The 6,160-nt window shown below is 73.7% G+C and carries 5 protein-coding genes and 1 pseudogene; 2 read left to right on the top strand and 4 right to left on the bottom strand.

The annotated features are described in order from the left end of the window. The coding region (locus tag AB0C69_RS36330; RefSeq protein ID WP_360360010.1) for an ABC transporter transmembrane domain-containing protein at positions 1-1,503 on the bottom strand (1,503 nt) is incomplete at its 3' end. 125 nt (positions 1,504-1,628) lie between these two features. Between AB0C69_RS36330 and AB0C69_RS36335 the strand changes: the two genes are divergently transcribed. Beyond that, positions 1,629-2,783: an aminotransferase class V-fold PLP-dependent enzyme gene (locus AB0C69_RS36335; RefSeq protein ID WP_360360013.1), complete on the top strand. Its 1,155-nt coding sequence runs from the start codon at positions 1,629-1,631 to the stop codon at positions 2,781-2,783. A gap of 9 nt (positions 2,784-2,792) precedes the next feature. Here AB0C69_RS36335 and AB0C69_RS36340 read toward each other — a convergent pair whose 3' ends face one another. The 3 genes from AB0C69_RS36340 to AB0C69_RS36350 form a co-directional block, all read right to left on the bottom strand. Next, positions 2,793-3,212, bottom strand: coding sequence for a CBS domain-containing protein (locus tag AB0C69_RS36340; protein WP_345181569.1), 420 nt, complete (start codon positions 3,210-3,212; stop codon positions 2,793-2,795). A gap of 72 nt (positions 3,213-3,284) precedes the next feature. Beyond that, complete coding sequence (locus tag AB0C69_RS36345) at positions 3,285-4,331, bottom strand: LCP family protein (RefSeq protein WP_360360016.1); 1,047 nt, start codon at positions 4,329-4,331, stop codon at positions 3,285-3,287. Positions 4,332-4,333: 2 nt separating this feature from the next. After that, entirely contained in the window at positions 4,334-4,915 is a 582-nt protein-coding gene (locus AB0C69_RS36350; protein WP_345181573.1) for an RNA polymerase sigma factor, read from the bottom strand. Between the two features lie 214 nt (positions 4,916-5,129). Between AB0C69_RS36350 and AB0C69_RS36355 the strand changes: the two are divergent. Beyond that, positions 5,130-6,160, top strand: a pseudogene (locus AB0C69_RS36355) (hypothetical protein); the annotation flags it as partial.

The following is a 6,160-nucleotide window of genomic DNA, read 5'->3' on the forward strand; positions in this document are numbered from 1 at the left end:
GTCCGCGCCGGTCACCACCTGGTGGCCGCCCGCGCCGCCCCGGTTCGCCTGCTCGATCATCTTGATGAGCCGGGCGAGCAGGAGGTTCTCGCGGATCGACTCGTGGAACAGGTGCCCGTCCTGCGTCACCATGCCGAGCGTGTCGCGGATGGCCTGGAACGACAGGTCGCGGACGTCGACGCCGCCGAGCCGGACGGCGCCGGAGTCGACGTCGTAGAGGCGCGGCAGCAGTTGCGCGATCGTCGACTTGCCCGCGCCGGACGAGCCGACCAGGGCGACCATCTGGCCGGGCTCGGCGCGGAACGACACGTCGTGCAGGACGTCGACGCCGCCCCGGGTGTCGAGGGTGGCGACCTCTTCGAGGGAGGCGAGGGAGACCTTGTCGGCCGACGGGTAGGCGAAGGTGACGTGGTCGAACTCGACGGCCACCGGGCCCTCGGGCACGTCGCCGGGCTCGGGCTTCTCGGCGACGAGCGGCTTGAGGTCGAGCACCTCGAAGACCCGCTCGAAGCTGACGAGCGCGCTCATCACCTCGACGCGGGAGCTGGCCAGGGCGGTCAGCGGCGCGTAGAGGCGGGTGAGCAGCAGGGCGAGGGCGACGACGGCGCCGGCGTCGAGGTGGCCGCGCAGGGACAGGAACCCGCCGACGCCGTAGACGAGCGCGAGGGCGAGCGCCGAGACCATGGTCAGCGCCGTGATGAAGACGTGCTGCACCATCGCGGTGCGGACGCCGATGTCGCGGACGCGGCGGGCCCGGGCGGCGAACTCGGCCGACTCGCGGGCCGGGCGCCCGAACAGCTTCACCAGTGTCGCGCCGGGGGCGGAGAACCGCTCGGTCATCTGGGTGCTCATCGCGGCGTCGTGCGCCGCGGCCTCGCGTTCGAGCTTCGCCAGGCGGGAGCCCATCCGGCGGGCCGGGAGGACGAACACGGGCAGCAGGACCAGCGCCAGCAGGGTGATCTGCCAGGAGATCCGCACCATCACGGCGAAGGTGAGCAGCACCGTCACGAGGTTGCTGACCACTCCGGAGAGGGTGTCGCTGAACGCGCGCTGGGCGCCGATCACGTCGTTGTTGAGCCGGCTGACCAGGGCGCCGGTGCGGGTCCGGGTGAAGAACGCGACCGGCATGCGCTGGACGTGGTCGAACACGGAGGTGCGCAGGTCGAGGATCAGCCCCTCGCCGATGCGCGCGGAGAGCCACCGGTTGAGGAGGCCGAGGGAGCCCTCGGCCAGCGCCAGAACCGCGATCACGATGGCGAGCCACACGACCGTGGACGTGGCGTCATGGTCGACGATCGCGTTGACGACCCATCCGGCGAGGACGGGCGTCGCGACGGCGATGACCGCCATCACCACGCTGAGCAGGAGAAAGGCCGTGAGTATGCCCCGGTGGGGGCGGGCGAAGCGGGCGATGCGGCCCAGCGTCGCCCGGGAGAACGGCCTGCTGTCCCTCGCGTTCATGGCGTGGTGCAGCGACATCCACGCCGTGACTTCCATGTCCATGGAGACCCCTGTGATCGTTAGCCTGGAACAGCAAGCATGCGACCTCAAGAATGGTTGAGGTCAAGCCGCCGCAGGATCCCAGGGTCCCGCGGGGGTACGACAATTCCGCGAGGGGAAGGCTGCCTGTGGACATCGACGAGCTCCGGTCCGACACTCCCGGCTGCGCGAAGGTGGCCCATCTCAACAACGCCGGGGCCGCGCTGCCGCCCCGTCCCGTCATCGACGCCGTCGCCGGGCACTTCGAACTGGAGTCGCTGATCGGCGGATACGAGGCCGCCGAACGCAACGAGGCGGCCATCGCGCACTTCTACGACGCCGTCGCCCGGCTGCTGGGGGCACGCCCCGACGAGATCGCCTTCGTGGAGAACGCCACCCGGGCATGGGACATGGCGTTCTACGCGATCCCCTTCGCCGAGGGCGACCGCATCCTGACGACGACGAGCGAGTACTCCAGTAACGCGATCGCCTACCAGCAGGTGGCGGCGGCCAAGGGCGCCCGCGTGGAGGTCGTCCCGGACGAGGCCGACGGCACCCTCTCGCTGGACGCGCTGGAGGCCGAACTCGCCAAGGGCGACGTCCGGCTGGTGTCGCTGAACCACATCCCCACCCACAACGGGCTCATCAACCCGGCCGCCGAGGTCGGGCGGCTGTGCCGCGCGCACGGCGTCCTGTTCCTCCTGGACGCGTGCCAGTCGGTGGGGCATCTCGCCGTGGACGTCGAGGAGATCGGCTGCGACATCCTGTCGGCGACGGGGCGCAAGTTCCTGCGCGGACCGCGCGGCACGGGCTTCCTCTACGTCCGGCGCGACATCCTGCGGACGCTCGTCCCGCCGTTCCTCGACCTCCAGGCCGCCGACTGGAAGGCGCCGGACGGGTTCGAGCTGCGCGACGACGCCCAGCGGTTCGAGACGTGGGAACGGCACGTCGCCGGGCAGATCGGGCTGGGCGTCGCCGCCGACTACGCGGCCGGCCTCGGGATGGAGCGGATCGAGGACCGCGTCCTTGGCCTCGCCGCCCGGCTCAGGGAGGAACTCGCCGACCGGCCCGGGATCACCGTCCTGGACCGGGGCGCGCGGCCGTCCGGCATCGTCACGTTCACCGTGGACGGACGCGAGCCGGCCGCCGTCAAGGCGGCGGCCAGGGAGCGGGGCGTCAACGTCAACGTGACCGACCCGCTCTCGCACGGATACGACCCGCACGCCCGTCCGTCGGCCGTGCGGGCCTCCGTGCACTACTACAACACCGACGAGGAACTGGAGCTGCTCCTGTCCGTGCTGTAGGCGGGCATGTCAGCCGTTGGAGCGCGCCGCGCTGATGTCGGCGAGCGCCGAGGCCGAGTCCTTCTCGATCGCCAGGTCGCCGATGGACACGATGCCCACCGGACGGCCGTCCTCGATGACGGGGAGCCGCCGGACGGACCGCTCGCGCATGATCTGCGCGGCCTTGTCGAGGGAGTCGTCGGGCCCCACCGTCGCGGTCACCTTGCTGGCGATCTGGCCGATCTTGGCCTGGGCGGGGTCGCCGCCTGCGGCGAGCCCGCGCACCACCAGGTCGCGGTCGGTGACGACGCCCTTCAGGTCGTCGCCCTCCGCCACCAGGACCGCACCGATCTCCTCGTCGCGCATCGCGCGCGCCACGGTGACGATGTCGAGCTCCGGCGACACCGACGTAGGCGAGCCGGTCATGATGTCGCGGACTTTCGTGGCCATCGCTCACTCACTCCTTGCTCGTGGGTCGTAGCCGGGAACGATGCGGCCCCTACCCCTCAGACCGGGCGTCACTCATCGCGTCAGGAAGGGCGCGAGCACCCTCCGGGCGGCGGCCTCGTCCACCACGAGCCGGTTCGGGTCCGAGGGGGCGGGACGGACGGGGATCGTGGCCGCGGCGACGCCGCCGCTCCCGTCGTACCCGCGCGCGAGCGCGCGCAGCGCCCCGGCGTCCAGCCGCGGCGTGCTGTCGATCGAACGGGCCGCGACGGCGAGGAAGCGCGCGAACCGGATCGGGTCCTTCGCCATGACCACCCTGGCCTGCCGCGCCGCCGAGGCGAGGAACTGCTGCTGGCGCCGGACGCGGTCGAGATCCGAGCCGTCCCCGAGGCCGTGCCTGGTCCGGACGTAGGCGAGCGCCTGCTTCCCTCTCAGCCGGTGCCGGCCCGGGGGAAGGCTCAGCCCCGAATTGGCGTCGTCGACCGCCTTCGGCAGCGTCACCTCCACCCCGCCGAGGGCGTCCACCATCCGCGTGAAACCACCGAAGTCGATCACTATGGTCTGGTCGATCCGGACGCCGGTCAGCGACTCCACCGTCCTGCGCGTGCAGGCGGCGCCGCCCATCGGGAACGCCGTGTTGACCAGCGCCTGCCGCCCTCCGGCCCGGCCGCAGGCGGGCATCGGCACGAGCACGTCCCGCGGGATGCTCACCACCCGCGGCCTCTTCCGGTCGGCGGGGACGTGCACGAGCATCAGGGTGTCCGAGCGCGACGCGCCGCCGTAGCGGGCGTCCAGCCCGATGACCAGCACGTTTAGCGCCGTGCCCGTGGCGGGCGCGGTCGAGCCGGTCGCCGCCGGCCGCGCGTCCCGCCCGTGCAGGAGGACCGCCGGGACGAGGATCGCCGCGGCCGTCACCGCCGCGACCACGCCGAGCAGCGTCCACCGCACCATGCCCGTCACCCCTGCCATGCCCGTCACTCCCGCCCTGCCCGTCCGGCGGCCCCTGCCGCGGCGCCCGTGCCGCGCCTCGTCCAGCAGCCGGCCGCGCTGGCGGGCGAGGGACGGCGGCGGCTCGTGCTCCAGGTCGCGGCCGAGGCCGCGGATCAGGTCGAGATCGTCCATGGTCACGCCTCCTCGCGGGTCGGGTCGGTGTCGCCGAGCGCCGCGCGCACCTTGCGCCGCGCCCGGTTGAGGCGGGAGCGGACCGTGCCGACCGGGATGCCGAGCGCCCGCGCCGCCTCCTCGTAGGACAGGTCGCCCCAGGCCACCAGGAGCAGGACGTCCAGGTCGCGGCGCGCCAGGCCGGACAGCGCCGCCGCCAGCGCGGGGCGGGTCGCCGACGCGGTCACCCCGGCCGCGACGCGGTCGTCGGGCCCCTCGACGGGGCCGTCCACGGGGCTGCGCCGCAGCGCCCGGTAGCGCGCGGCCTCCGCCCTGTGGTGCCGCGCCACCAGCTTCGTCGCGATGCCGAACAGCCACGGCCGCGCGTCACGCTGCTCCAGGTCGTAGCGGTTCCGCTTGCTGAACGCGACCAGGAACGTCTCCCCGACGACGTCCTCCGCCGCCTCCGGCCCGAGCCTGCGGGAGACGTACCGGTAGATCATCGCTGAGTAGCGGTCGAACAGCGCGGCGAACGCCTCGGGGTCGGCGAGCGATCTCTCGACGAGATCGGCGTCGCCCTCCCGAGCCGTCGGGGGAACGGTCATCGCGGCCACCATGGCATGCGCACCGGGCCTTCCCGTGGGGGGACGTTGTCAGCGATGTATCTCCGCGAACCCCGCCCCAGGTTCACGGCGACACGGCGCGCGCCGATACGGATCCCGGCGAACCTTCCCGATAAAATACGCATCCTCTATACGCACGGGGTTGTCGGCAGGACCGCTCCGCCGCCTGTCAGGGACGAGCAGAGGGGGTCTGCACGTGGGCGACGACGCCGAGCTCGACGCGGAACCGGCGCGCAACGGAACCGCCGAGTTCCGCGTGCCGGTGAAGGTCAACCTGACCCGTCCGGACATCGCCGTCCGCCGTCCCGCCGAGCCTCGGGACGAGCCCGGCGACGAGGCTGCGGACGAGGCCGTCGGCGAGACCTCGGACGACACCGGCGGTGACACCGACGGCGACACCGGCGGCGAGGGCGGCGGCGACGAGGCGGCCGAGAAGCCGGCGGGCCCCACCTGGTACGTCCAGTTCACGCCTCCTCCCCCGGACGAGGAGCCCGAGCAGGAGGCGCCTTCCGCCGCTGCTGCTCCGCCCCCGGAGACCGAGCCCTGGCGGCCCACGTCCCGCTCCGTCCAGGATGAGGAGCCCGCCCAGGAGGACGACACCTCCTCCCCTGCGGAGCAGTCACCGGCCGAAGAGCGCCCCAAGGACGACGACGCCCGAACCACCGCGCCCCGGGAGGACCGAGCGGCCGCCGCCGCACCGGCGGAACCGCAGGAGCGCACCGACGACGCCCGCGAGCCGCGCAGCGCCCCGCGACGGCGCCATGCCGCGCCGCCGAAGCCCGACGACGACCCGCCTCCGGCCGTCTCCCCCCGAAGCAGCGGACGCCACGCGATACGTCCCGCGACCGAGCATCCTGAGGGAGCCCCCGAGCCGGAGGCACAGCGGGAAGCGGCGGGCGACGCCTCCGAGGCCGGCGCCGGCACGGCTCCGCCCGCCAGGGGGCGTCGGCACGCGCCCCCCTCTGACGCCGAACGCCCTCAGGGCGGGGCTCCGCACGCCGCCCCCGCGCCACCGCACCACCAGGAACAACCGGGCGACGTCCACCGTCCGCGCGGCAGGCGGGCTCGCCCCGAACCGCCCGACGCCGAACGTCCGCAAGGCGCGCCCGCGCCGGCGGCGCAGCAGGGCGCACCTGGCGACGTCCGCGAGCCCCGTGCAGGCGCGGCGCCGGTGGCTCCGTCGCGGCAAGCGCCGCCTCCCCAGGGGGAACGCCCTCCGAGGGCGCC

The sequence above is a fragment of the Actinomadura sp. NPDC048032 genome (assembly GCF_040653175.1).
Classification (GTDB): Bacteria; Actinomycetota; Actinomycetes; order Streptosporangiales; family Streptosporangiaceae; genus Spirillospora; species Spirillospora verrucosospora.